Origin of the sequence: Amycolatopsis sp. A133, assembly GCF_031082405.1 — a bacterium.
Taxonomy (GTDB): domain Bacteria; phylum Actinomycetota; class Actinomycetes; order Mycobacteriales; family Pseudonocardiaceae; genus Amycolatopsis.
In genome coordinates, this window is the sequence record NZ_JAVHJU010000067.1 from 387,480 (window position 1) to 410,955 (window position 23,476).

The window sequence follows — 23,476 nt, forward strand, 5'->3', positions numbered from 1 at the left end:
GCCTCTACACGGCCCCCGGTGAAAGCTGTTCAAAGCACCTGCTAGTCTTCTCTTCGCTGCTTGAGACAAGCGCTCGGGCGAGTGGCGGAATGGCAGACGCGCACGGTTCAGGTCCGTGTGTCCGAAAGGACGTGAGGGTTCAACTCCCTCCTCGCCCACCCGAGAAAGGCCCCGGCTATCAGCCGGGGCCTTTCTTCGTTGTCCGGACCAGGCCCGTGGGGTACGTCACGAGCCTGTTCGCCCACGGCGAAGTTACGCCGTGTGGGTGGTGATCCAGTCCGCGATCACGTCCGCCCGGCTCGTCGTCTCGACGCCCGCGTGGGGGCAGCCCGGTCCCGTTGCCTCCAGGGAGACCAGCTGGTTGCCCGTGAAGTACGGGGCTCCCGAGTCGTACGTGCACGCGCTCGTCGTGATCTCCGGGGCCGAGCCGCGGACGCCGAGGGTGGTCGGGTCCACCTTCGCCACGGCCACCGTGCCCTGCTGGAGGCGGGTGGCCGGCTTGGGGTCCTGGCCCGTCAGGCTGCCCCAGCCCGCCAGGGTCAGCTGCTGGCCGACCTTCGGGGTGGTGCGGTTCACGGCCAACGGGGTCACCCCCGTGACCGGGGAGTCGAGGCGGACCAGGGCCACGTCGTTCTCCTTGGCCTGGAGGACCTCGGTGGCTCGGCGGGCGATGCCCGACTCCGTGGCTTCGTCGACCAGGCCCAGTGTCACCGTCGTCGGGTAGGGGACCTTGCCCGAGACGCGGTCGCGGTGGGCGTCGTGGAAGCAGTGGCCGGTCGTCAGCACCCAGGCGGGCGCGACGAGCGCGCCGGTGCAGTAGCTGCTGTACGTCGAGCCGTCCGGTCGCGGGATCTTCGTCATCGCGAGCTTCGCGACGAACCCGAGCTGTCCCGGTGGAACGTCGGAACCGTGGGCGACGGCCCCCGCGGCGGGGGCGGTCGTGATGGTCAAAACGGCGGCGGCGAGCAGGGCGCGCAGGCGCATTCTTCCCCTTCGTCGAGTCGGTGGTCGACGTTCGACGTTAGGGCCGCTGCCGCGGAGGGGGAATTCCCTGGCCGGGCGTCACCCGGTGGACCATCGGGTGACGCCCGGCCCACGGGTCAGTTCACGCCGACCAGGTCGACGACGAAGATGAGCGTTTCGCCGGGCTTGATCGCGCCGGGGGCACCGCGGTCGCCGTAGGCCAGGTGCGGCGGGATCACCAGCTTGCGGCGGCCGCCGATCTTCATCCCCGCGACACCCTGGTCCCAGCCGGAGATGACCTGGCCGGCACCGAGGCCGAAGCGCAGCGGCTCGCCGCGGTTCCAGGACGCGTCGAACTCTTCGCCGGTCGAGTGCGCGACGCCGACGTAGTGCACGGTGACGGTCTTGCCCGCCGTGGCCTCCGCGCCGTCACCGACGGTGATGTCGGTGATCTCGAGGTCGGCCGGCGCAGGTCCGTCCGGGGGGTCGATGAGGGGCTTTTCCAAGGTCATGGGCCTCACCGTACCGACGCCCCGAATGCTGCGCCGATCGGACTACGCCCAAGGAGGGGAAAAACGCGAAAAGTCTTCACACTTCCCCTACTGCTGGGTAGCGTGCGCTTCGTCACTTTTCTGGACTGAGGGGAGCCCGGCATGCGACGTCGCATCCGCGCCCTGACCGTAACGGCACTGGGGGCCCTCGTGGCCGGGCTCACCCAGGTCGCCGTCACCGCGCCGGCCGCGCAGGCGGCCGTGTCGCCCGACGACTACTGCGGCGGGCAGTGCAGCGACATTCTCCCACCCGGCGAGCAGGGCAGTGCCACCCTCGCGGAGATACTGGCGCACAAGCTGCTCGGCACCCGCCCGGCGCACTCGGCCGACCAGCTCGGGAAGTACTCCTCGCTGGCCAACGGCTACAAGACGCTGACCACCGGTGCGATCAACCAGTACTTCAACGACTCCTCGTTCGGCGTCCCGGCCGACCAGGTGGCGAGCACGACAAAACCGCGTGCGGACGTCACCATCGTGCGCGACAAGGCCCTCGGCGTCCCGCACATCACCGGGACCACCCGCGCCGGCACCGAGTTCGGCGCCGGGTACGCGGCCGCGCAGGACCGGCTGTGGCTGATGGACGTCCTGCGCCACGCCGCTCGCGGCCAGGTCACCTCGTTCGCCGGCGGCGCCGAAGCCAACCGCGAGCTCGAGCAGCAGTTCTTCGCGAACGCGCCGTACACCGAAACCGAGCTGCAGCAGCAGATCGACCGCACCGCCGCCAGCGGCCCGCGTGGCGCGCAGGGCCTCGCCGACGCGCAGGCCTACGTCGACGGCATCAACAAGTACATCACCGACTCCCACAGCGGCCGGTACTTCCCGGGCGAGTACGTGCTGACCGGGCACGTCGACTCGATCACCAACGCCGGCACGATCGACCCGTTCAAGCTGACCGACCTGGTCGCGCTCGCCTCGCTGGTCGGCGCCGAGTTCGGCGCGGGCGGCGGCGGCGAGGTGCAGAACGCCATCGCGAAGCTCGCGCTGCAGGAGAAGTACGGCGTCGTGCAGGGCGAGAAGGTGTGGCAGAGCCTGCGGGCGGAGGACGACCCCGAGGCGGTCAAGACGCTGCACGACGGCCAGACCTTCCCGTACGGCAAGACGCCGGCCAACGCGGTCGGGCAGGCCATGCCGGACAAGAACTCGGTGACCCCGCAGCAGCTGGTGTTCGACAAGACCGGCTCGGCCGCGACCGCGACGCCGTCCACTGTGGACGTCGCCGCGCCCGCCGAGCAGGAGCCCGCCCGCGGGATGTTCGAGAATGGCGTGCTGCCGGCCAACATGCTGAGCGAGAAGCACGGCATGTCCAACGCGCTGCTCGTCTCCGGCGCGAAGACCGCCAGCGGCCACCCGGTCGCGGTGTTCGGCCCGCAGACCGGTTACTTCGCGCCGCAGCTGCTGCTCCTGCAGGAGCTGCAGGGCCCGGGCATCAGCGCCCGCGGCGCCGCCTTCGCCGGGCTGAGCATGTACGTGCTCCTCGGCCGCGGCCAGGACTACTCGTGGAGCGCGACGACGTCGGCGCAGGACATCATCGACACCTACGCGCTGCAGCTGTGCGACCCGAGCGGCAACGCGCCGACGAAGGACTCGAACCACTACACCTACCAGGGCAAGTGCGTCCCGATGGAGACCGTGGAGGTCAAGAACGCCTGGAAGCCGACGGTGGCCGACGGCACGGCGGCGGGCTCGTACACGCTGCGCAGCTACCGGACCAGGTACGGGCCGGTGCAGAGCCGGGCGACCGTCGGCGGCAAGCCGGTGGCGTACGCGGCCCTGCGGTCGTCCTACTTCCACGAGGTCGACTCGCTGATCGGGTTCCAGGAGCTGAACGACCCGACCTTCGTCAAGTCCGCGGCGGACTTCCAGCGGGCCGCGGCCGACATCAACTTCACCTTCAACTGGTTCTACGCCGACTCCAGGGACATCGCCTACTACAACTCGGGCGCCAACCCCGCTCGGCAGTCCAATGTGGACCCGAACATGCCGGTGTGGGGCGACCAGGGCCACGACTGGACGGGCTGGAACCCGGCGGGCAACGTCGCGAACTACACGCCGTCGTCGCAGCACCCGCAGTCGGTCAACCAGGACTACTACGTCAGCTGGAACAACGCCCAGGCCAACGGCTACGCGGCGGCCGGCGCGGACAAGTCCGCCGTGCACCGCGTCGACCTGCTCGACTCGCGGGTGAAGAAGCTGATCACCAGCGGCACCAAGGTCACCCGGGTCAACCTGACCCAGGCGATGTCGGAGGCCGCACTCGCCGACCTGCGGGCCGAGCGCGTGCTGCCGCTGCTGCTGCAGGTGCTCGACAAGGCGCCGGCCACCGGCGCGGCGGCGGACGCCGAGGCGAAGCTCAAGACCTGGCTCTCCCACGGCCAGCTGCGCACGGAGACTTCGCCGGGCAGCAAGGCGTACGCGGACGCCGACGCGATCCGCATCTTCGACGCCTGGTGGCCGCTGCTGGTCCAGGCCGAGTTCAAGCCGGGCCTGGGCGACAACGCCTACAACGCGATGACCGGCGTGCTCGGCATCAACGAAAGCCCGTCCGGGTGGCAGAACGGCAACGGGCAGCACGCCGGGCAGCCGCACAAGGGCTCGTCGTTCCAGTACGGCTGGTGGGGTTACGTCAGCAAGGACATCCGGCAGGTGCTCGGCCAGCCGGTGGCGGGCCCGCTCGCGCAGACGTTCTGCGGCGGCGGCGACGTCACCGCGTGCCGCCAGGCGCTCGTCGACTCGCTGACCACCGCCGCCGGCCAGCCCGCGAACACCGTCTACCCCGGTGACGCGAACTGCTCGGCCGGCGACCAGTGGTGCGCCGACTCGATCGTGCACAACCCGCTCGGCGGCATCACGCAGGACAAGATCAGCTGGCAGAACCGCCCGACGTTCCAGCAGGTCGTCGAGTACGCCGCGCACCGCGGGGACAACATCGCGAACCTGGCGGCGGCGAAGACGGTCAGCGCCACGAGCGCCGAGTCCGGTTTCTTCAACTCGCCGGCGTCGAACGCGATCGACGGGAACGGCTCGACCCGCTGGGCCAGCGACTGGAGCGACGACCAGGCGATCACCGTCGACCTCGGTTCGGTCCAGCAGGTTTCGCGGGTGCTGCTCAGCTGGGAGTCCGCGTACGGCAAGAGCTACCGGATCCAGCTCTCGTCCGACGCGGCGCACTGGACGGACGCGGCCGCGGTGACCGACGGGGACGGCGGGCAGGACAACGTCTCGTTCGCCGCGACCCCGGCCCGGTTCGTGAAGCTGCAGGGCGTCCAGCGCGGCACCAAGTACGGCTACTCGCTCTACGAGTTCGAGGTGTACGCCCACTGAGAAGTCTGCCGCGGCTGTCGTGAGTGGTAAGGCGGGTTCTAACCCGCCTTACCACTCACGACGGGTTAGAACCCGCCTTACCACTCACGACGGGTTGGTGACCGGCGGCGACCAATCCACCGGGCCGGGGAGCGCGAATCCCGCACATGCCGAACACCACCGCGCACCGCCTCGCCTCGTTCGCCGGGAAGCTCCTCGGCGGGTCACTCCCCGTCGGCCTGCGGACCTGGGACGGAACCCGCGCCGGCCCGGCGGACGCGCCGACCGTGGTGCTGCGCAACCGCCGCGCCCTGCGCCGCCTGCTCTTCGCGCCCGGGGAGCTGGGGCTCGCCCGCGCCTACGTCACCGGCGACCTCGACGTCGAAGGAGACCTGGCGGACGGCTTCCGCCGGATCTGGGCCCTCACCCGCACGGGCGAGCTCACCCGGGTCAAGCCGGGGCCGCGCGAGTGGGCAGCGGCGGCCGGGCTGGCCGTCCGGCTCGGCGTCGCCGGGCTGCCGCCGAAACCGCCCGCGGAAGAGGCCCGGCTGTCCGGGAAGCTGCACAGCCTGCTGCGCGACCGCTCCGCCATCGCCCACCACTACGACCTGGGCAACGCCTTCTACCAGCTGCTGCTGGACGAGTCGATGGCTTATTCGTGCGCCTACTTCACGTCCGGCTCGTCGAGCCTCGAGCAGGCGCAGCACGACAAGCTGGAGCTGATCTGCCGGAAGCTCGGGTTGCGGCCGGGGATGCGGCTGCTGGACATCGGCTGCGGCTGGGGTTCGCTGCTCGTGCACGCGGCGAAGCACCACGGCGTCGAGGCCGTCGGCATCACGTTGTCGGCCGAGCAGCTGCAGCACGTCCGCGGCCGGCTCGCGCAGCACGATCTGGCGGACCGCGTCGAGGTGCGCCGCCAGGACTACCGGGAGCTGCCGGACGCGCCGTTCGACGCGGTCGCGTCGATCGAGATGGGCGAGCACGTCGGCGAGCTCAACTACCCGGCGTACGCGGCGACGCTGCACCGCATGGTCAAGCCGGGCGGCCGGGTGCTGCTGCAGCAGATGTCCCGCGGGAACGTCGCCCCCGGCGGCGGCGCGTTCATCGAGCGCTACATCGCCCCGGACATGACCATGCGGCCGGTCGGCCGGACCATCGGGCACCTGGAGACGGCCGGGCTCGAGGTCCGGGACGTGCACGCGCTGCGCGAGCACTACGTGTGGACGGTCCGGGCCTGGGCCGACACCCTGGAGGAGAACTGGGCCGACGTCGTCGCGCTCATCGGCGAGACGGGCGCGCGGGTCTGGCGGCTGTACCTGGTGGGCGGGGCGCTGGCGTTCGAGGAGAACCGGATGGGCGTGGACCAGATCCTGGCCGTGCGGCCCGACCGGCACGGCGGCAGCGGCCTGCCCGCGACGCGGGAGTGGTCCTGATGCCGCAGCTGCTCGTCACGGCCGCCGTCACGCTCGTGGCGGTGGTCGTGACGTTCGGGATCGCCCGGGCACGCAAGCGGTACGACACGATCGACACGTTCTGGGGCCTCGGTTTTGCCCTCGTCGCTGTGGTGGCCTTCCCGTTCGGGGACGGCCCGCTGCCGCTGCGGCTCGTGGTCACCGCGCTGACAGTCGTGTGGGGCGTGCGGTTGTCGGTGCACCTGCACCTGCGCAACCACAAGCTGCCGGAGGACCCGCGGTACGCCGGGATGGGTCCGGGACCGCTGCGGATGTTCGTCCGGGTGTACCTGCTCCAGGCCGTGGTCCTCTACTTCGTGTCGCTGCCGGTGCAGTTCGCGGTGGACGGCACGGGGATCGGCGTGCTCGGCTGGACCGGGGTGGTGGTGTGGCTGATCGGTTTTGCGTTCGAGACGATCGGCGACGAGCAGCTGCGCCGGTTCAAGGCCGACCCGGCCAACCGCGGCCGCGTGCTGGACACCGGGCTGTGGCGCTACACGCGGCACCCGAACTACTTCGGCGACGCGTGCGTGTGGTGGGGGCTCTACCTCCTGGCGTGCTCGACGTGGCCGGGTGCGGCGACGATCCTCTCCCCCGTGGCGATGACCTTCACCCTGGTCCGCGGGACCGGTAAACCGTTGCTGGAGAAGGGAATGGCGCGCACCCGCCCGGCGTACGCGCACTACGCTGAGCGCACCAGCGGCTTCTTCCCGTGGCCACCCAGGTGAGTCACTCCCCGGTGAGGCCGTCGGTCAGCTCGCGCAGCACGTCGAGGTGGCCGACGTGCCGGGCGGTCTCTTCGATCATGTGCGTGAGGACCCAGCGGACGTTGAAGGTTTCGGCTTTGTGCGTCACTTCGTCGTCCAAGCCGTGTTTCGCGACGATCTCGCGGCTGCGGGCGCATTGCTCCTCGTAGCCGGCGAGCAGTTCGGCCACCGAGGTCCCGGGCGGGATGCGGAACTCCGCGTCCGGGTCGTCCTTCAGGCGTTCCTCCCACGTGTCCTCTTCGCCGCCGACGACGACGGCGAACCAGAACCATTCGTCGAGGGTGAGGTGGGCGAGCAGGCCGGCGATGGTCGTCAGCTCGCTCGGCAGGTGCACGCGGCGCGCCTGCTCTTCGGTCAGCCCGCCGGACTTCCAGGCGACCGTGGCCCGGTGGTAGTCGAGCAGGCTGGTCAGGATTTCGCGCTCGCCGCCGGTGAGCGGGACAGCCGGGCGCTGCGGTCGTTCGGTCATGGCCGGAGTCTGGCACCCACCACCGACAGTTCTGGCGAATACCTTGCGCACGATGTAATCGTGGGCTAGGTTTACGGACGTGCCGGACGAGTTCCTCCTGGATGAGCAAACCTGCTTCGCGCTCTACGCGGCGTCGCGCGCGGTGACGGACACGTACCGTCCCCTGCTCGGCGAACTCGGCCTCACCTACCCGCAGTACCTGGTGCTGCTGGTGCTGTGGGAGTCCGACGACCGGCCGGTCAAGGAGATCGGCGAGGCGCTGCACCTGGACTACGGCACGCTTTCCCCGCTGCTCAAGCGGCTCGAGGCCAACGGGCTCGTCACGCGGACACGGCTGCCCGCGGACGAACGCACGGTGGTGATCAGCCTGACCGACGAGGGCCGGGCGGTGCGCACGCGCGCCGCGGGCGTCCCGTCGGCGATCGGCTGCGCACTGGGCCTCGGGGACGCCGAGCGGCGGCAGCTCATCGCCACCCTGCGGCGGCTGACGGCGTCGGCCGCCGCGTACTCACCCGATCATTGAGGAGGCTCCTATGCCCAGCCGTGACGCCACCACCCACTGGGTCGGCGGACTGAACAGCGGAAAGGGCGAGGTCACGCTGGACTCGTCCAACGCGGGCTCGTTCGCCGTGTCGTTCCCGACCCGGGCGGGCAACCCGGACGGCCAGACGAGCCCCGAGGAGCTCATCGCGGCGGCGCACTCGTCCTGCCTGGCGATGAACCTGTCGGGCGTGCTGGAGTCGCACCAGCTCACGGCGGACTCGATCGACGTGACCGCCGAGGTGACGCTGGGCCCGGCCAAGGGCGGCGGCTTCGAGATCAGCGGCATCGCGATCACCCTGCGGGCGTCGATCCCGGGCGTGACGGCGGAGCAGTTCGCCGAGTACGCGGAGACAGCGGAGAAGACGTGCCCGGTGTCGAAGGCCCTGGCCGGCACGACGATCACCATGGACGCGGCCCTCGCCTGATTTTTCGGCCACGGACGGCCCTCCCGCTGCCGGCGGGAGGGCCGTTCTACGTCGTGGCCGCCTTGGCCCGGTAAGCCGACTTCTTCGCCTGGTTCCCGCAAACGCCCATCGAGCACCACCGCCGCGTCCCCGGGCGGGACGTGTCCAGGAACAACGCCCCGCACCGCGGTCCCGCACACCGCCGGACCCGGGCGAACTCCGGCGACGTCACCAGGTCCAGCGCGTCCCGGGCCAGCAACGCCAGCATCGCCGACGCGGGATCCGAAGCCTGCCAACGCAGTTCGCCCGACGGCGTCAACGAAGGTGCCGGCACCGGCGGCGCCGCGAACCGGTTCAGCCGCTGCCGCGTCGACGGCCGCACCGGGCCGGTCAGCAGCTCGTGGATCGCCTCGCGCAAGGCCTGCGCGTCGCTCACCGAAGCCGGGTGCACCGGGGCCGGGAACGGGCCCAGCTGGTCGATCCACGCCCCCCACGCCGGCGCGTCCGGGAGTTCCTCCGTCTCCGAAGGCGTCCCCCGGTACCGCAGCGTCCGGAGGAAGTCGAGGCACAGGCGGCCCGCTCCCGCCCGGAATCTGTCCGTCATGCGGGTCACAGTACGCCGGAACCGGTTTGACTGGTACCGTCGGGAACCGATCAAACCGGTTCCGAGATCCTGGGGGCGCCCGCATGACCGAGACCGAGCAGAAGGCCCCGCCGGGCTGGCTCGTGCTGCTGCTGGCCGTCTCCTGTGGACTGACCGTCGCCAACCTGTACTACGCCCAGCCGCTGCTCGCCGAGCTGCAGAAGGCCTTCGGCGTCGGGGAAGCCGCCGCCGGCGGGGTCGTCACCGCCACCCAGATCGGGTACGCCGCCGGGATGCTGCTGCTCGTGCCGCTCGGCGACCGGCTCGAGAACCGCGGCCTCGTCGCGACGCTGCTCGCGCTCGCCTGCGCCGGGCTGGTCGTCACCGGGATCGCGCCCGGGTTCGCCGTGCTGCTGATCGCCTCGCTGGCCGTCGGGGCGGCGTCGGTCGTCGTGCAGATCCTCATCCCGTTCGCCGCCGACATCTCCCCCGACGCCATCCGCGGCCGGATCGTCGGGCGGGTCGTCAGCGGGCTGCTCTTCGGCATCCTGCTTTCCCGGGTGGTCGCGAGCCTGCTCGCCGAAGTGACCAGCTGGCGCGTCGTGTTCCTGATCTCGGCGGGGGCGATGGCGGCGCTCGCCGTGGTGCTGCGGTTCATCCTGCCGCGTCGCGCACCCAAGACCGACGTCCGTTACGGGCAGCTGATCCGGTCGACCCTGGCCATGGCGCGGAAACACCCGCCCCTGCGCCACCGCGCCCTCTACCAGTCGGCGATGTTCGGGTCGTTCAGCGCGTTCTGGACGACCATCGCGTTCGTCTTGACCGCACCGCCCTTCAACTACTCCCAGCTGGGCGTGGGGCTCTTCGCACTGGCGGGCGCGGCCGGCGCGGCGGTGGCCCCGCTGGCCGGCCGGTGGTCGGACCACGGCCACGGCCGTCGGCTCACCGCGGGCGCCTTCGTGCTGTGCGCCGCGGCGTTCGCGCTGGCCGGCTTCGGCGCGCACAGCGTGATCCTGCTGGCGATCGCCGCGATCGCCGTGGACATGGCCGTCCAGACGACGCTGGTGGTCGGCCAGCACACGATCTACCAGCTCGACCCCTCGGCCCGCGCCCGGATCAACAGCGTCTACCTGGGCACGTTCTTCATCGGCGGCGCCATCGGTTCGCAGGCGGGTTCGATCGCGTACCACCTCGGCGGCTGGACGGCGGTCGTCGTGTTCGCCGGCGTGCTCCCGCTGCTCGGTCTGGCCGGGATGACCCGCACCCGCGCCTAACGAGCCAGCAGCCCGAGAACCAGCGCCAACGGCGGCCACGCCTCCCGCCCACGCCGGGTGCACGCAAAAGCCCGCTGCCGCACCTCCGGCCCGGCCAGCGGCACCAGCGCCACGCCCGGCTTCGTCACCCGCCCCGACGGCAGCAGGCCGACGGCGGGGGCCGGGCCCTTCGCGATCAGGTCCTCGACCAGGTCCAGGCTGTCCGCGCGGTGCTTCACGGCCGGGGTGAAGCCCGCCATCGAGGCCAGCCTGCGGACCACGTCCTCGTCGGCGCTGTTGCGGGAGTTGACGATCCAGCCGTGGCCGCGGAACGCCTCGAAGACCGCCACCGTCGCGCCCCCGCTCGCGCGGGCCGCGTCGGGGGCCGGCACACCCAGTGCCCAGCGGGCTGTCCACAGTGGACCAACAGTGATCGCGGGGTCCACGCTGGCCGGGGCGAGGTCGTAGTCGTAGATGAGGGCCAGGTCGATGTCGTCGGCCAGCAGCGCGGCGACCGCCTCCTGCGGTTCGTACTCGCTGATCCGCAGCTCGACCTGCGGGTGGTTCGCGGCGAGCGCGGTGGCCGCCGGGAGCACCGCGCGCCGCACGGCCGTGGCGAACCCGGCGACCCGCACCGTGCCGGCCGGCTCGGCGTGGGGGTCGAGGTCGGCGTGGGCGGCCTCCACGGCGGCGAGGATCGTCACCGCGTGCTCGGCCAGGCGCCGTCCCGCGGGGGTGAGCCGCACGCGCCGGCCGTCCGGCTCGAGCAGGGGCACGCCGGTCTCGCGCGCCAGGACCGCGATCTGCTGAGAGACCGTCGACGTCGTCGTCCCGAGCACGTCCGCCACGGCGCGCATCGAGCCGTGGCGGGACAGCTCGAGCAGATACGGGAGCCGGCGGGTGTCCACGCGGTCATTGTCCCGGATTCCCGGACGATATGTCCACGATCGGCACGTGGACATGGACGGTCCCCGTCGGCTTTGCTGGTCCCGTGCCCACCTCGTCCCGCACCGGAGCGACCCTCGCCGTCGCCGCCATGCTCTGCGTCCAGCTCGGCCTCGCCGCGTCGGTCGGCCTGTTCGACCGCATCGGTCCCGAAGGCGCCGCTTGGCTGCGGCTGACCTGGGCCGGGGTGCTGCTGCTCGTCGTGGTGCGGCCGCGGCCGTCGTCGTTCCGGCCGGGCACCTTCGCGGCCTGTTGCGGGCTGGGCGTGGTCACGGCGGGGATGACCATGTTCTTCATGCAAGCGGCCGCCCGGTTGCCGCTCGGGACGGCGAGTGCGCTGGAGTTCCTCGGACCGCTGACCGTCGCCGTCACGCGCGGCCGCGGCGGCAACCGGGTGTGGGCCGTCCTCGCCGCGCTCGGCGTGGTGCTGCTGACCGAACCGTGGCGGGGCGGCGCGGACCCGGCGGGCGTCGGCTACGCGCTCGCGGCCGCGGCCTGCTGGGCCGGCTACATCCTGCTGACGCAGCGGGTCGGCGACGAGGTGGCCGGCGTGCGCGGGCTCGCGGTGTCGATGCCGGTGGCGGGCATCGTGGCGACGCTCGCCTACGGACCGTCGGTGGTGGCGCACCTGACCTGGCCGCTGCTGTTCATCGGGCTCGGGCTCGCGGTGCTGCTGCCGGTGGTGCCGTTCGCGCTCGAGATGCTCGCGCTGCGGCGGCTGACCGCCCCCGCGTTCGGGACGCTGATGAGCCTGGAACCGGCCCTCGCCTTGACCATCGGGCTCGTCGTGCTCCACCAGGTCCCGAGCGCCGGTGCGGCCGCGGGGGTGGTGCTGGTCGTGGCGGCCGGCATCGGCGCGGAGCGGACCGGGACGCGGGAGCCGGTCGAGCAGCCGGCCTAGGCGAAGACCTCTCGCCGCGCGGCCACCCACTCCGCGTAGGTGGTCCCCGGCCGGCCGAGCAGGTCCTCGACGACACCGGTCGGCACCTGCGGGTGCCGCAGCGTCTCTTCGAAGCCTTCGAGCAGCCAGCCGACGGCCTCCTCCGGGACGCCGTACCCGATCCACAACGCGCGCTGCTGCGCCGGAGTCAGCTCACGAAAGCGGATTTCCCGGCCCAGCACCGCGGCCAGGGTCTCGACCTGCCCGCGCAGGCTGATCGCCTCCGGTCCGCTGAGGACGTAGGTGGCGCCGACGTGCCCCGCCGAACCCAGCACCCGGGCGGCCACCGCCGCGATGTCGCCGAGGTCGATGGGCGTCTGCGTCGCGTCGCCGTAAGCCATCGCGACCTCGCCGGCCCGCACCATGGGCGCCCAATCGAGCGTGTTGTTCATGAACACCCCGGGCCGCAGGAAGGTCCAGGCGAACCCGGCCGCCCGGACGGCGGCCTCGACGGCGGCGTACTCGTGGCCGCTGGAGCCTTCGTGGTCGTCGCCGACGCTGCTGCCCGACAACGCGACGACGGTTTCGACGCCGGCGTCGGAAGCCAGCTCGCAGAACCGCCGGACGGTCCGCGCCATCGGCGCGAGGTACACCGCCGAGACGCCCTTGAGCGCCACCGGCAACGTCGACGGCTTCGCCAGCGACCCGACGACCACTTCGGCCTCCGGGGGCAGCTTGGCGCGTCCGGGGTCGACGGTCAGCGCCCGTACGGGGATTCCCGCCGCGAGCAGTTCGTCGACCACGAGCCGGCCGACGCTGCCGGTTGCACCCGTCACCAGGATCGTCATGTGCACCCTCCTCATTCTCGTATGCCGTACGAGATCGTACGGCATACGAGAACACCGGTGCACATAAAAGGGATTTCAGGGGGTGATGGTCGGCAGTTCCGGCGCGGCGACGTCGTAGACCTTGCCGTCCTGGGTGAGCAGCGCCGCCAGGACCTTGGCCTTCCGGTCCGTCTGCTCCGCCGTTCCCCAGCGGACGATCTTGCCGTTGGCCAGCGTGAACTCCACGCTCGCCGGCGTCTTCGCCGACGCCGTCGTCACCTGCTTGATCAGCTGCTCCGGGAGCACTCCGAGCACCGCCGTCACCGCGCGGGTCACCGGGTCGTCCGCCGACACCTTCGGCAGCTTCAGCTCCGGCAGGCCCGGAGGCCGCGCCGAGACCGTCTTGAACACCACGCCGCCCCCGTCGACCAGGTGGACCCCGTCGCCGCCCGGGCCGCTGTCGAAGAACGCGATCGCCGTCCGCTCGGTCACCGTGATCTCGACCGTGTTCGGCCACGAACGCGACACCTCGACCGTCGCGATGCCCGGCATCGCCGCCACGCGGTCGCGGATCTCGCCGGTGCTCAGCCGCAGCATCGGCTGGCCCGCCGGGACCGCCGCCGCCGTGCGGATCTGGTCGGCGGACACCGTGCGGGAACCGCTGACCGAGACGTCCTGCGCGCCGAGCGTGGAACTGAAGAACAGCAGGTAGACCAGGGCCACCACGGTGAGCACGGACAGCAGCGCGACCCACCGGCGGCGGATCTCCACCTGCCGGTTGGGCCGGTTCGCCCGGGTGCGCGGGCTCGGTTTGGGCCGCGCCGCGCGGGTCCGGCGGCGCTCCTCTTCGGAGCGCCGCCCCCGCCGTTCCCTGGCCAGGGCCGCGCGCTCCCGTGCGTCCTGATCGGACGGACGGCGGCGTTCCCTGGTCGGACTCATGGCCTCAGCGCTTGTCCAGCTCGGCGAGGATCTCCGGCCCGAGCTGCGTCACGTCGCCGGCGCCCATGGTCACCACCAGGTCGCCGGGCTTCGCCAGCCCGGCCACCAGCGGCGCGGCGACGTCGAACGCCGGCTCGTAGTGCACCGACGCGGTCACCCGGTCCGCGATCAGCGCGCCGGTGATCCCCGGTTCGGGCTCTTCGCGGGCGCCGTAGACGTCCAGCACGACGACCTCGTCGGCCAGTGACAACGCGGCAGCGAACTCCACCGAGAACGTCTTCGTCCGCGAGTACAGGTGCGGCTGGAACACCACGATGACCCGGCCGGACCCGGCCGCCGTGCGCACCGCGCGCAGCTGCGCGGCCACCTCGGTCGGGTGGTGGGCGTAGTCGTCGTAGACGCGGACGTCGCCGGCCCGGCCCTTGAACTCGAACCGCCGCCGCACCCCGCCGAACGCCCCGAGCCCTTCCACCAGGCCGGGAACCGGCGCACCCAGCTCGATCCCGGCCAGCAGGGCCGCGACCGCGTTCAGCGCCATGTGCTCACCCGGCACCGCGACGCGCACCGACACCTCGGCACCGTCCAGCGCGAGCCGCACGACACCGCCGTCCGGCGCCGGGACGTAGTCCAGGACCCGCGCGTCGCCTTCGCCGGTCACCGTGCGGCCGTAGCGGCGCACCCGGACGCCGAGGTCCGACGCCTGGGTGCCCAGTTCGTCCGCCGCGGGGTCGTCGCCGCAGACGATGAGCAGCCCGCCCGGCACGATCCGGCTCACGAACTCGGTGAACACCTTCGTGTAGGCCTCGGCCGTGCCGTGGTGGTCCAGGTGGTCCGGCTCGACGTTCGTCACCACCGCGACCGACGGCGAGTAGGTCAGGAACGAGCCGTCGCTCTCGTCGGCCTCGGCGACGAAGACGCCACCCTCGCCGTGGTGGGCGTTGGCGCCGGACTCGTTGAGGTCGCCGCCGATGGCGAACGACGGGTCGAGCCGGCAGTGCTGCAGCGCCACGGTGAGCATCGACGTCGTCGACGTCTTGCCGTGCGTGCCCGCGATGCAGGCGACGCGGTGGCCTGCCATCAGCCCGGCCAGCGCCTGGGCTCGGTGCAGCACCGGGATGCCCGCCGCGCGCGCCGCGGCCAGCTCGGGGTTGGTCTCCTTGATCGCCGTCGAGACGACCACGGCCGACGGCGGTTCGGCCAGTTCGGCCAGGTTGGCCGCACGCTGGCCGACGAACAGCTCCGCGCCCTGCGCGCGCAGGGACAGCAGCGCACGCGACTCCTTGGCGTCCGAGCCGGACACCTTCGCGCCGCGGGCCAGCAGGATCCGTGCGATGCCGGACATGCCGGCCCCGCCGATCCCGATCAGGTGGGCCCGGTGCAGTTCTTCGGGCAGTTCGGGCTGGGTCGGCTCAGCCACCGGCGGCCTCCAAGACGATGCGGGCGAGGGTCTCGTCGGCCTCGCGGTGGCCCATGCCGACCGCCGCCGCGCCCATCTTGGCGACGCGGTCGGCGTCGGTGACCAGCGGGACGACCAGGTCGGCGACCTTGGCCGCGGTGAGGTCGGCGTCGGCGACCATCAGCGCGGCCCCGGCGTCGACGGCGGGCCGGGCGTTGGTGGCCTGCTCGCCGTTGCCGTGCGGCAGCGGGACGAACACCGCGGGCAGCCCGACCGCGGTCACCTCGGCGACGGTCATCGCCCCGGACCGGCACACGGCGACGTCGGCCGCCGCGTAGGCCAGGTCCATCCGCTCCAGGTACGGCACCGGCACGTACGCCGGTCTGCCCGGGAACTCCTGCACGACCAGCGTGTTCTTCGGTCCGTGCGCGTGCAGGACGCCGACACCGGCGTCCGCGAGGTCCTTCGCCGCGCCCGACAGCGCGGCGTTGATCGACTGCGCGCCCTGCGAACCGCCGAACACCAGCAGCGTCGGCGCGTCCGGGTCCAGGCCGAAGTGCGCGCGGGCCTCGGCCCGCAGCGCGGCCCGGTCCAGCGAAGTGATCGAGCGCCGCAGCGGGATCCCGACGACCTCGGCCTTCGCCAGCGGCGTTCCCGGGACGGCGACCGCCACCCGGCGGGCGAACCGCGCGCCGACCCTGTTCGCGAGGCCCGGCGACTGGTTGGCTTCGTGCACGACGATCGGGACCCGGCCGCGCGCGGCCAGGTAGGCGGGCAGGGCGACGTAGCCGCCGAAGCCGACGACGACGTCCGCGCCGACCCGGTCGAGGACCTCGCGGGTCTTGCGCACCGAGTCGCGGACCTTCAACGGCAGCTTGACCAGCTCGGCCGACGGCTTGCGCGGCAGCGGCACCGGCGGGATCAGCTCGAGGGGGTAGCCGCGGGCCGGGACGAGTTTGTTCTCCAGGCCGCGCTCGGTGCCGAGCGCGACGACCTTCGCGTCCGGGCGCAGCCGCATGACGGCGTCGGCCAGGGCGAGGGCGGGTTCGATGTGTCCTGCGGTGCCACCTCCGGCGACCACGACCACGGGCCCCTGGCCCGCGGCGGCTCGCTCGGTTCCCTTGACGGGCTTACTCACCTATGACCTCTCCGGTTCGCGGTACTCCGGGTACCACGGCTCGCTGTTGTCCGCGCGGCCCCGCCGCGAGACGTGCTCGTGCGGGCCGTGCTCGTCCGTGCCGTGCTGCGGCGCACCGGTTCGCGGACCGACCTGCGTCGTTCCTGAGCCGGGGCGGGCCGGGCCGCACGGGGCGCCGGCCTGGCCGCCTTCGCCCCACTCCGTCCCGCCGCCTTGCGCGTGGCGGGCGGGCGGTACGGGTCGGGCGCGGGCAGCCGCAGCAGACGTCCGAATTTACCCGGCCCCTGTGTGCGCAGTGCGGCCACCGCCTCCGGTTCGTGCCGGGCGGCGTTCGCGAGCACCCCCATGATGAGCATGGTGATCACCAGGGAGGTGCCGCCGTAGGAGATGAGCGGCAGCGTGACGCCGGTGACCGGCAGCAGGCCGACGACGTAGCCGATGTTGATGCCGGCCTGCGCGACCAGGAAGACGGTCAGCGTGCCGGAGACGATCCGGATCCACGGGTCGATGTTGCGGGTGGCGATCCGCAGGCCGACGACGGCGACCCCGGCGAAGAGGCTCAGCACCACGGTGCAGCCGACGAAGCCGAGCTCCTCGCCGATCAGGGCGAAGATGAAGTCGTTCTGGACGTTCGGCAGGTAGCTCCAGCTGGCCGCGCCCTGGCCGAGGCCCTTGCCGAGCACCCCGCCGTCGGCCAGCGCCAGCTTGGCCTGGTTCGCCTGGAAGCCCTCGGCGCTGGTGTCGGCGTCCGGCGACAGGAACGACATGACGCGGTCGAGCCGGTAGGGCGCGGTGATGGCGAGCACGAGCACACCGGCCAGGCCGCCGGCGAGGATCACGCCGAACAGCCGCTTCGGGGCGCCGGCGAACCACAGCAGCGCCAGCAGCACCACGGCCAGGGTGACCGTGCCGCCGAGGTCCGGCTGCAGCATGACCAGGGCGAACATCAGCAGCGCGATCGGCACCACCGGCACCAGCAGGTGCCGCCACTGGTGGATCACGTTGTACTTGATCACCAGGATGTGGGCGCCCCAGAAGGCCAGCGCGACCTTCGCCGCCTCGACCGGCTGGAACGTGAAGTCGCCGATCCGGAACCAGCCCTGCGAGCCGTTGACCGTGGAGCCGAGCGGGGTGAGCACGAGCACGAGCAGGCCGAGGCAGATCACCGTCGCGGTGGCCGACATGCGGCGGATCCGCTCGAGCTTCACCCGCAGGCCCAGCCAGAACACCACGGAACCGAGGGCGACGAACACGAGGTGCTTGACGAACAGCGAGTACACCCCGCTGCCGGTCTTCGGGTTGTAGGACTCGACCGACGACGCCGAGAGCACCATGACGATGCCGATGACGGTGAGCACCCCGGTCAGGGCGAGCACGAGGTGGAACGACGCCAGCGGCCGCGAGAGCCACGCGGTCAGCGCGGTCCGGACGGCGACGAAGCCGCTCTCCTTGCGCTCGCGGCGCGGCCGCTTCGGCGGCGGTACGGGCTTGGTTTCAGCTGTCGTCACTCGGCTCCCCCGCTGCGTCGTCGCGGAGGACACGCACGGCCGCGGCGAACGCGTCGCCGCGCTCGCCGTAGCTCGAGAACATGTCCAACGACGCCGCGGCGGGTGCCAGGAGCACCACGTCACCGGGCCGGGCCATCGCGCTGGCCGCACTCACCGCCGCAGTCATGGGTTCATCGTCACCCGGACGGAGGCTGTTCACCGGGACATCCGGCGCGTGTCGCGCAACCGCGGCGGCGATCACGGGTGAATCGACGCCGAGCAGCACGACCCCGCGGAGACGGCCGGCGATGCTGCTCACCAGCTCGTCGACCGAGGCGCCCTTGAGCTGGCCCCCGGCGATCCACACGATGCTTTCGTGGGCGCGCAGGGACCCGGCGGCCGCGTGCGGGTTGGTGGCCTTCGAGTCGTTGACGTACCGCACCCCGGCCACCTCGGCGACCTCCGCGGCCCGGTGCGGGGCCGGCTGGTACTCGCGCAGGCCCTTCGGCACGGCCTCCGGCGAGACGCCGTGGGCGCGGGCCAGCGCGGCCGCGGCGAGGGCGTTCGCGACGTTGTGCGGGCCCGCCGGGCGGACGTCCGACAGCGTCGCGAGTGCCTCGGCGCTGTTCGCCGGGTCCGCCACGAAGGCGCGGTCGACCAGCAGGTCCTCGACGACGCCCAGTTCCCCGGCGCGCGGGGTGTCGAGCTGGAAACCGACGCGGCGGGCGTTCTCCGGGGCGTGCTCGGCGGCGATCCGGGTGGACCAGTCGTCGTCGGCGTTGTGCACGGCGACCTTGGCGCGGGTGTACACCCGGCCCTTCGCGGCCGCGTACTCGTCCATCGAGCCGTGCCAGTCGATGTGGTCCTCGGCCAGGTTCAGCACCACGGCCGCGTCCGGGGCCAGCGTCGACGACCAGTGCAGCTGGAAGCTCGACAGCTCGACAGCCAGCACGTCGTAGCCCGCACGGACCGCGTCGAGCGCCGCGTACCCGATGTTCCCGCAGGCCACGGCGTTGCTGCCGGCCGCTTTGAGGATCGACTCCAGCATGCCCGCGGTGGTCGTCTTGCCGTTGGTGCCGGTGATCACCAGCCAGCACGGCGGGTGTTCGCGCAGCCGGCCGACGCGCCAGGCCAGCTCGACGTCGCCGATGACCTCGACACCCGCCTCGGCGGCGGCCACGAGCAGCGGCGACGTCGGCCGCCAGCCCGGGCTGGTGACGACGAGGACGACGTCGGCAGGCGGCTCGGTCAGACCGGGCACCAGCTCGGCGCCGAGACCCTCGAGCTCGGCCAGGCGTTCGGCGTTGCCGTCGGTGACGGTGACGCGCGCACCCAGCTCGACCAGCACCGGGACCACCGACTTGCCGGTGACCCCGGCTCCGGCGACCAGAACGTGACGACCAGCGACGTCCAACGTCAGCCTCCGAGACCCAGCTGCTCGCTGTAGAACAGGCCGAGCCCGAACATGCAGCAGATCGCGGAAAGCAGCCAGAACCGGATGATCACCGTGGTTTCGGCCCAGCCCGCGAGCTCGAAGTGGTGGTGGAACGGCGCCATCCGGAACAACCTTCGCCGGGTCGTCCGGAACACCGCGATCTGCGCGACCACCGAGATCATCTCGACCATGAAGAGGCCGCCGATGACGATGGCGAGCAGCTCGGTGCGGGTGGTCATGGACAGGCCGGCGACCAGGCCGCCGAGGGCCAGCGAACCGGTGTCGCCCATGAAGATTTTCGCCGGGGCCGCGTTCCACCAGAGGAACCCGACGCAGGCGCCGGTCGCCGCGGCGGCGACCACGGCCAGGTCCAGCGGGTCGCGGACGTCGTAGCAGGCCGGGGCCGGCGCGTTGGCGCAGGAGAGCCGCTCCTGCCAGAACGAGATGACCACGTAGGTGGCCAGCACCATCGCCGCCGCACCGCCGGCCAGGCCGTCGAGGCCGTCGGTGAAGTTCACCGCGTTCGACCAGCCGGAGATCACGATGTAGCAGAAGATCACGAAGATCACCGACGGGAAGGTGATCAGCGCGAGGTCGCGGACGTAGGAGAGGCTCTCCGACGCCGGCGTGATGCCGTGCTCGTTCGGGAAGTTCAGCACCAGCACCGCGAACGCGATGGTGACGACGAGCTGCCCGACCAGTTTCGCGGTCTTGTTCAGCCCCAGGTTGCGCTGCTTGCGGATCTTGATGAAGTCGTCGAGGAACCCGACGATCCCCAGCCCCACCGCCAGCATCAGCACGAGCAGCCCGGAAGCCGTCGGCGCGCCGCTGCGGGAGTTGAACATCCAGTTGATCAGGTGCGCGGCGAAGTACCCGACGACCATCGCGGTGATGATCGCGACACCGCCCATGGTCGGGGTACCGCGCTTGGACTTGTGTCCCTGGGGGCCTTCCTCGCGGATCTCCTGGCCGAAGCCCTGCCGGGAGAAGACCCGGATCAGGTAGGGCGTCAGCATGATGGAGACCAGCAGGCCCGCCGCGGCCGCGATCAGGATGCTGATCACGCGTCACCACCGTTCGAGCGATTCTCGGAGTTGTCGGTTTCCCGGGGGTCGAGCAGGGCTTCGGCGACCCGCCAGAGGCCGGCCGCCTTGGAGGCCTTCACCAGCACCACGTCCCCGGGGCGGAGCTGATCATGCAGCAGGGCGACGGCGGCCTCGACGTCGGGTACCAGAGTGGATTCCTCGCCCCAGGAGCCTTCCTGGTGCGCCCCCTGGTGCATGGCCGCCGCCTCGGGACCGATCACGACGAGCTTGGCGATGTTCAGCCGGACGACCAGCCTGCCGATTTCGTCGTGGGCGTTGACCGCGTCCGCGCCGAGCTCGCCCATCACGCCGAGCACGGCCCAGGACCGGCGGCCGGTTTCCCGCGTCATCGCCGCGAGGGCCTTCAGGCCGGCCCGCATCGACTCGGGGTTGGCGTTGAAGGAGTCGTTGAGGATCGTCACGCCGTCGGGCCGGGTGACGACCTCCATGCGCCGCGCCGACCGCCGTTCGAGGCCGGAGAGCCGCGCCGCGATGTCCGCCGGGGTGCTGCCCAGCTCCAGCGCGACCGCCGCCGCGGACAGCGCGTTGCCGACGTGGTGCTCGCCGTGCAGCGGCAGCTCGACGTCGGCCTCGCCGGCCGGGGTGATCAGCCGGAAGGACGGGCGGGCCTCGTCGTCGAGGGTGATGTTCTCCGCGCGGACCTGGGCGGAGGGGCTTTCGCCGACGAACACCACCCGGGCCTTCGTGCGGCTCGCCATGGCCGCGACCAGCGGGTCGTCGAGGTTCAGCACCGCGACGCCGTCCGCGGGCAGCGCCTCGACCAGCTCGCCCTTGGTCTTCGCGATGCCTTCGCGCGAACCGAACTCGCCGACGTGCGCGCTGCCGACGTTGAGCACGACGCCGATCTTCGGCGGCGCGATCTCCGCGAGGTGGGCGATGTGCCCAGGGCCGCGCGCGGACAGCTCCAGCACGAGGTGCTTCGTCCCGGCGTCGGCGCGCAGGGCCGTCCAAGGGTGACCGAGCTCGTTGTTGAACGACCCGGGCGGCGCCACCGTCGGGCCGAGCGGCTCGAGCAGCTGCGCGATGACGTCCTTGGTCGAGGTCTTGCCGGAGGAGCCGGTGACGCCGACGACGGTCAAGGTGCCCTCGGCCAGGCGCTGGACGACGAACCGGGCGAGCTTGGCCAGCGCGGCCAGCACGGCGGCGCCGGAGCCGTCCTTGTCGCCGGTCAGCGCGACCGACCGCTCGTGGGCCTCGCCCGCGGGCAGCGGCGGCACGACGATCGCGGGCGCGTCGACCTCGCGGGCGGCCAGCACGGCCACGGCGCCGGCCGCGACGGCCTGCGCGGCGAAGTCGTGGCCGTCGACCTTCTCCCCCGGCAGCGCGACGAACAGGCCGCCGGGCGTGAGCTTCCGGGTGTCGAACTCCACGGTGCCGGTCACCTGCGCGCCCGGGTCGGCGCGGTGCAGCCGGCCGCCGACGACGTCGGCGATCTCGGCCAGGCTGAGCACGATCACACACTCACCTCGAGTTTGTTGCGGATGGCCGCGGCCAGCTCGTCGCGGTCGGAGAACGGGTGCACGACGCCGCCGGCCTCCTGGCCGGACTCGTGTCCCTTGCCGGCGAGGAAGACGATGTCGCCCGGCCCGGCGAGCGAGACGGCGTGCGCGATGGCCTCGCGGCGGTCGCCGATCTCGACGACCTCGCCGCTCTCGGCGGGCCCGACCGAGCGGGCGCCGGCGAGCATGGCGGCGCGGATGGCCGCCGGGTCTTCGGAGCGCGGGTTGTCGTCGGTGACGATCAGGACCTCACTGCGGCGGGCCGCGGCCTCGCCCATCATCGGGCGCTTGGCGGTGTCGCGGTCGCCGCCGCAGCCGAGGACGGTGATGATCCGCCCCTCGGTGCGGGCCCGCAGCGCGTCCAGGCCCTGGGCGACCGCGGCCGGCTTGTGGGCGTAGTCGACGACGGCGGTGAACTCCTGGCCGACGTGGACGCGCTCCATCCGGCCCGGCACCTGCACCTGGGCCAGCCCGGCGACGATGTGCTCCAGCGACACCCCGGCGGTGCTCAGGATCGCGGCGGCGAGCACGGCGTTGGCGACGTTGAACTCGCCGGGCAGCGGGATCCGGGCGGCGGCGCGGGCGCCGTCCGGGCCGTGCAGGGTGAACGTCTGCTCGCCGTGCGGGGTGGCCTCGATGCCGGTGGCCTTCCAGGCCGCGCCGGTGGCCGGATCGGTCGTCACGGTGATCGTCTGCGGGGTGAGCAGGGCCCGGCCCCACGCGCTGTCGACCACGACGACCTCGTGCGTCGAACGGCCGTCGAACAGCAGGGACTTCGCGGCGAAGTACTCCTGCATGTCCTTGTGGAAGTCCAGGTGGTCCTGGGAGAGGTTGGTGAAGGCGCCGACGGCGAACCGGGTGCCGTTGACGCGGCCCAGCGCGAGCGCGTGGCTGGAGACCTCCATCGGCACGTGCGTGACGCCGCGCTCGAGCATCACCGCGAGCAGCGCCTGCAGGTCCGGCGCCTCGGGCGTGGTGAAGCCGCTGACCAGGCGTTCGCCGGCGATCCGGGTCTCGACCGTGCCGATCAGGCCGGTGGTCAGGCCGGCGGCCCGCAGACCGGCGTCGACCAGGTAGGACGTCGTGGTCTTGCCGGACGTGCCGGTGACGCCGAGGACGGCCAGCCGCAGCGAGGGCTCGCCGTAGATCCAGGCGGCGATCTCGCCGAGGGCCGCGCGCGGGTCCGGGTGCACGAGGACGGGGACGCCGGCGTCGCGCAGGGCGGGCCGCCCGGCGCCTTCGGCGTCGGTCAGCACCGCCACGGCGCCGGCGGCGACGGCCTGGTCGCTGAAGTCGGCGCCGTGGGCGCGGGCGCCCGGCAAGGCGGCGAAGAGGTCACCGGGCAGCACGTGCTGCGCGCGCAGCGTGGTGCCGGTGACGGTGAGCTCGGCCGCGTCGGGCGAGCCGGCGATGAGGCGGGCGTCCGCCCTGGCGAGCAGCGTCGCCAGCGGGACCGGGTCGATGCGCGCCGGGCGGGGCGGCGCGGGGACCGCTTTCACCGGGCTTTCCGGCACCTGGGAACTGGACGAGGACACGGACA

21 protein-coding genes and 1 tRNA gene are annotated in these 23,476 nt (G+C 72.3%); 8 read left to right on the forward strand and 14 right to left on the reverse strand.

Features of this window, described 5'->3' with window-relative positions; all coding sequences use genetic code 11:
• Nucleotides 1-75 precede the first annotated feature (75 nt).
• A tRNA-Leu gene (locus Q5425_RS40860) sits at nt 76-158 on the forward strand.
• 94 nt (nt 159-252) lie between these two features.
• On the opposite strand, the gene Q5425_RS40865 is transcribed toward Q5425_RS40860, so the two are convergent.
• Both Q5425_RS40865 and Q5425_RS40870 read right to left on the reverse strand, forming a co-directional pair.
• Nucleotides 253-984 carry a trypsin-like serine protease gene (locus Q5425_RS40865; RefSeq protein ID WP_308677773.1) on the reverse strand — a complete coding sequence of 244 codons (732 nt, stop codon included), beginning with the start codon at nt 982-984 and terminating at the stop codon, nt 253-255.
• 116 nt (nt 985-1,100) lie between these two features.
• On the reverse strand, nt 1,101-1,475 hold the full coding sequence (locus Q5425_RS40870; RefSeq protein WP_308677774.1) for an FKBP-type peptidyl-prolyl cis-trans isomerase: 375 nt from the start codon (nt 1,473-1,475) through the stop codon (nt 1,101-1,103).
• 141 nt (nt 1,476-1,616) lie between these two features.
• Between Q5425_RS40870 and Q5425_RS40875 the strand changes: the two genes are divergently transcribed.
• From Q5425_RS40875 to Q5425_RS40885, 3 genes are all read left to right on the forward strand, one after another.
• On the forward strand, nt 1,617-4,835 hold the full coding sequence (locus tag Q5425_RS40875; protein WP_308677775.1) for a penicillin acylase family protein: 3,219 nt from the start codon (nt 1,617-1,619) through the stop codon (nt 4,833-4,835).
• 146 nt (nt 4,836-4,981) lie between these two features.
• Nucleotides 4,982-6,247, forward strand: coding sequence for a cyclopropane-fatty-acyl-phospholipid synthase family protein (locus tag Q5425_RS40880; RefSeq protein ID WP_308677776.1), 1,266 nt, complete (start codon nt 4,982-4,984; stop codon nt 6,245-6,247).
• Complete coding sequence (locus Q5425_RS40885; RefSeq protein WP_308677777.1) at nt 6,247-6,993, forward strand: DUF1295 domain-containing protein; 747 nt, start codon at nt 6,247-6,249, stop codon at nt 6,991-6,993. The genes Q5425_RS40880 and Q5425_RS40885 overlap by 1 nt, the downstream gene beginning before the upstream one ends.
• 1 nt (nt 6,994) lies before the next feature.
• Here Q5425_RS40885 and Q5425_RS40890 read toward each other — a convergent pair whose 3' ends face one another.
• Complete coding sequence (locus Q5425_RS40890; protein WP_308677778.1) at nt 6,995-7,501, reverse strand: DinB family protein; 507 nt, start codon at nt 7,499-7,501, stop codon at nt 6,995-6,997.
• 79 nt (nt 7,502-7,580) lie between these two features.
• Here Q5425_RS40890 and Q5425_RS40895 point away from each other — a divergent pair, with 79 nt between their 5' ends.
• Both Q5425_RS40895 and Q5425_RS40900 read left to right on the forward strand, forming a co-directional pair.
• On the forward strand, nt 7,581-8,024 hold the full coding sequence (locus Q5425_RS40895; RefSeq protein WP_308677779.1) for a MarR family transcriptional regulator: 444 nt from the start codon (nt 7,581-7,583) through the stop codon (nt 8,022-8,024).
• Between the two features lie 10 nt (nt 8,025-8,034).
• Nucleotides 8,035-8,469 (forward strand): OsmC family peroxiredoxin, encoded by a 435-nt coding sequence (locus tag Q5425_RS40900; protein ID WP_308677780.1) that lies wholly within the window; start codon nt 8,035-8,037, stop codon nt 8,467-8,469.
• Between the two features lie 46 nt (nt 8,470-8,515).
• Here the strand turns inward: Q5425_RS40900 and Q5425_RS40905 are convergent, their stop codons facing one another.
• A complete protein-coding gene (locus Q5425_RS40905) occupies nt 8,516-9,052 on the reverse strand; it encodes an ABATE domain-containing protein (protein ID WP_308677781.1) in 537 nt (178 codons plus the stop codon).
• Nucleotides 9,053-9,135: 83 nt separating this feature from the next.
• Here Q5425_RS40905 and Q5425_RS40910 point away from each other — a divergent pair, with 83 nt between their 5' ends.
• Nucleotides 9,136-10,305, forward strand: a complete 1,170-nt coding sequence (locus Q5425_RS40910; RefSeq protein WP_308677782.1) for an MFS transporter — start codon at nt 9,136-9,138, stop codon at nt 10,303-10,305.
• Here the strand turns inward: Q5425_RS40910 and Q5425_RS40915 are convergent.
• Entirely contained in the window at nt 10,302-11,192 is an 891-nt protein-coding gene (locus Q5425_RS40915; RefSeq protein WP_308677783.1) for a LysR family transcriptional regulator, read from the reverse strand. The two genes, Q5425_RS40910 and Q5425_RS40915, sit on opposite strands and share 4 nt — an antisense overlap.
• A gap of 83 nt (nt 11,193-11,275) precedes the next feature.
• Here Q5425_RS40915 and Q5425_RS40920 point away from each other — a divergent pair, with 83 nt between their 5' ends.
• Complete coding sequence (locus Q5425_RS40920) at nt 11,276-12,130, forward strand: EamA family transporter (RefSeq protein ID WP_308677784.1); 855 nt, start codon at nt 11,276-11,278, stop codon at nt 12,128-12,130.
• On the opposite strand, the gene Q5425_RS40925 is transcribed toward Q5425_RS40920, so the two are convergent.
• The 9 genes from Q5425_RS40925 to Q5425_RS40965 all read right to left on the reverse strand — a co-directional run bounded on the left by Q5425_RS40925 (nt 12,127) and on the right by Q5425_RS40965 (nt 23,435).
• Nucleotides 12,127-12,957: an NAD(P)H-binding protein gene (locus Q5425_RS40925; protein WP_308677785.1), complete on the reverse strand. Its 831-nt coding sequence runs from the start codon at nt 12,955-12,957 to the stop codon at nt 12,127-12,129. The two genes, Q5425_RS40920 and Q5425_RS40925, sit on opposite strands and share 4 nt — an antisense overlap.
• A gap of 75 nt (nt 12,958-13,032) precedes the next feature.
• A complete protein-coding gene (locus tag Q5425_RS40930) occupies nt 13,033-13,875 on the reverse strand; it encodes an FtsQ-type POTRA domain-containing protein (RefSeq protein ID WP_308677786.1) in 843 nt (280 codons plus the stop codon).
• A 4-nt stretch (nt 13,876-13,879) separates the two neighbouring features.
• Nucleotides 13,880-15,292, reverse strand: coding sequence for a UDP-N-acetylmuramate--L-alanine ligase (murC, locus tag Q5425_RS40935; protein ID WP_308677787.1), 1,413 nt, complete (start codon nt 15,290-15,292; stop codon nt 13,880-13,882).
• Nucleotides 15,285-16,409, reverse strand: coding sequence for an undecaprenyldiphospho-muramoylpentapeptide beta-N-acetylglucosaminyltransferase (murG, locus tag Q5425_RS40940; protein WP_308677788.1), 1,125 nt, complete (start codon nt 16,407-16,409; stop codon nt 15,285-15,287). Before murG ends, murC begins: the two co-directional genes overlap by 8 nt.
• Nucleotides 16,406-17,917, reverse strand: a complete 1,512-nt coding sequence (ftsW, locus tag Q5425_RS40945) for a putative lipid II flippase FtsW (protein ID WP_308677789.1) — start codon at nt 17,915-17,917, stop codon at nt 16,406-16,408. The genes murG and ftsW overlap by 4 nt, the downstream gene beginning before the upstream one ends.
• Nucleotides 17,904-19,310, reverse strand: a complete 1,407-nt coding sequence (gene murD / locus Q5425_RS40950; RefSeq protein ID WP_308677790.1) for a UDP-N-acetylmuramoyl-L-alanine--D-glutamate ligase — start codon at nt 19,308-19,310, stop codon at nt 17,904-17,906. Before murD ends, ftsW begins: the two co-directional genes overlap by 14 nt.
• Before the next feature lie 2 nt (nt 19,311-19,312).
• A complete protein-coding gene (gene mraY / locus Q5425_RS40955; protein WP_308677791.1) occupies nt 19,313-20,395 on the reverse strand; it encodes a phospho-N-acetylmuramoyl-pentapeptide-transferase in 1,083 nt (360 codons plus the stop codon).
• The gene (gene murF, locus Q5425_RS40960; protein WP_308677792.1) at nt 20,392-21,894 is read right to left on the reverse strand and encodes a UDP-N-acetylmuramoyl-tripeptide--D-alanyl-D-alanine ligase; all 1,503 of its coding nucleotides are present in this window, start codon (nt 21,892-21,894) and stop codon (nt 20,392-20,394) included. Before murF ends, mraY begins: the two co-directional genes overlap by 4 nt.
• The gene (locus Q5425_RS40965) at nt 21,891-23,435 is read right to left on the reverse strand and encodes a UDP-N-acetylmuramoyl-L-alanyl-D-glutamate--2,6-diaminopimelate ligase (RefSeq protein ID WP_308677915.1); all 1,545 of its coding nucleotides are present in this window, start codon (nt 23,433-23,435) and stop codon (nt 21,891-21,893) included. The genes murF and Q5425_RS40965 overlap by 4 nt, the downstream gene beginning before the upstream one ends.
• Nucleotides 23,436-23,476 lie beyond the last annotated feature (41 nt).